This window comes from Saccharopolyspora sp. 6M (genome assembly GCF_020176775.1).
GTDB classification, from domain to species: Bacteria; Actinomycetota; Actinomycetes; order Mycobacteriales; family Pseudonocardiaceae; genus Saccharopolyspora_C; species Saccharopolyspora_C gregorii.
This window is the reverse complement of record NZ_JAIUJZ010000240.1, coordinates 1-1,764: the sequence shown is the minus strand read 5'-3', so window position 1 is coordinate 1,764 and position 1,764 is coordinate 1. Positions and strand designations below refer to the sequence as shown.

Sequence of the window (1,764 nt, the reverse complement as noted above, 5' to 3'; positions counted from 1 at the left end):
CGGGGGGGACCCTACACCCCCTGCGATCGACTCCCCGGTCCGGGTCCGTGCCTATTAAGGTTATTGGGTGTTCTGGGTCCGCCCCCCCGGCCCCCCCCCCCCGGTTCCGCGGTCGAGGTGATCGGCTCGCGAGTGCGAACCGAACCCCACCCGGAGGCGGCTTCAGACACGGGTGAACGGACCGTTCGCCCAACCAGATCGGACGAACGGTCCGTTCACTCCCGTAGCCGGGCGGGGGTCAGAACTCGCGCCCCGTCAACATCCGCGTCAGCGCCGCCAGCTCCGCAGCCGGCCCCGGTTCGAGGGCGGCCGCGTCCAGGTGGTGCAGCGCTTCGGCCTCCAACGTGGCGATGTGGCCGCGGCTCCACTCCCGGGCCCCGGAGTCGGACACCAGCCGCGCGGCCCGCACCGCGTCCTCATCGGACATCTCGCGGGAGTACAGCTCGGTGAGCTCCCGACCGGCGGCCGTGCCGGAGTTCAACGCGGCCACCACCGGCAGCGACTTCTTCCGGTTCCGCAGGTCGGAGTGCACCGGCTTCCCGGTCACCGCCGGATCCCCCCAGATGCCCAGGATGTCGTCGACCAGCTGGAACGCCAGGCCGAGCCGGTAGCCGAAGCGCCGCAGGTGCTCCACCCGCTCCTGCCCGGCACCGCCGAAGAACGCGCCGAGCGCGCAGCTGCACCCGAGCAGCGCCCCCGTCTTCGCCCCGACCATGGTGAGGACTTCGGGCAGCGCCACATCGGCGCGCCGCTCGAACGACATGTCGGAGCTCTGCCCGTCCACCAGGTCGAGCACGGTGGCGTTGAGCTCCTTCAACCCGGCGAGCGCCGCCGGATGCCCGCTGCCGGTGAGCACGTCGGCGGCGAGCGTCAACAGCGCGTCCCCGGCGAGGATCGCCGGCCCGGACCCGAACACCCGCCACGCGGTGGGCCGGTGCCGCCGGGTGAGGTCACCGTCCATCACGTCGTCGTGCAGCAGCGAGAAGTTGTGCACCAGCTCCACGGCGACCGCCGCGGGCAGCACCTGCCGCGCGTCGGCGCCGACGGCCCGCCCGGCGAGCAGCACCAGGGTGGGCCGGATCGCTTTGCCCTGGTCTTCGTCGACGGGCGCGCCGTGCTCGTCCCGCCAGCCGAAGTGGTGGCCGACGATGCGCTGCATCGACTCCGGCAGCGAACCGACCGCGGCGCGCAGCGCCGGGTCCAGCAGCTCCCGGCCGGTGCGCAGCGTGTCGGCCACCGTCCGTCGTGCCTCGTCCACATGTGCGGTCATCTGCGCCGATCTCCTTCACCGGGTGGTCTCGACGTGTTCGAGCACGCCGAGCGCGTCGGGGACCAGCACCGCCGCCGAGTAGTAGGTGCTGACCAGGTAGGACACCACGGCGTGCTCGTCCATCCCCATGAACCGCACGTTCAGCCCGGGCTCGTGCTCGTCGGGGATGCCGGTCTGCCGCAGGCCGACGACGCCGTGGTCCTCGGCGCCGGTGCGCATGGCGAGGATCGAGGTGGTGCCCACCTCGGACACCGGGATCTTGTCGCTGGGCAGCATCGGCACCCCGCGCCACCCGGTGACCCGGGTTCCTTCGACCTCCACCACGTCCGGGAGCACCCCGCGCCGGTTGCACTCGCGCCGGAACGCGGCGATGGCCCGCGGATGCGCCAGCACCAGCCGGGTCTTGCGCCGGCTCGACAGGAGTTCGTCGAGGTCGTCGGGGGTGGGTGGGCCGGTGCGGGTGTGGATGCGTTGGGAGAGGTCTGCGTTGTGGA

General features: G+C 72.6%; 1 protein-coding gene and 1 pseudogene. Both read right to left on the bottom strand.

What is annotated here, in order from left to right; translation table 11 throughout:
- Positions 1-238: 238 nt before the first annotated feature.
- Positions 239-1,270 (bottom strand): family 2 encapsulin nanocompartment cargo protein polyprenyl transferase, encoded by a 1,032-nt coding sequence (locus tag LCD31_RS25930; RefSeq protein ID WP_224962277.1) that lies wholly within the window; start codon positions 1,268-1,270, stop codon positions 239-241.
- A 15-nt stretch (positions 1,271-1,285) separates the two neighbouring features.
- A pseudogene (locus LCD31_RS25925) lies at positions 1,286-1,764 on the bottom strand (Crp/Fnr family transcriptional regulator); the annotation flags it as partial.

Coding starts and splice junctions, on each gene's coding strand:
- LCD31_RS25930 (WP_224962277.1), bottom strand. CDS start 1,270: ATGACCGCACATGTGGACGAGGCACGACGGACGGTGGCCGACACGCTG.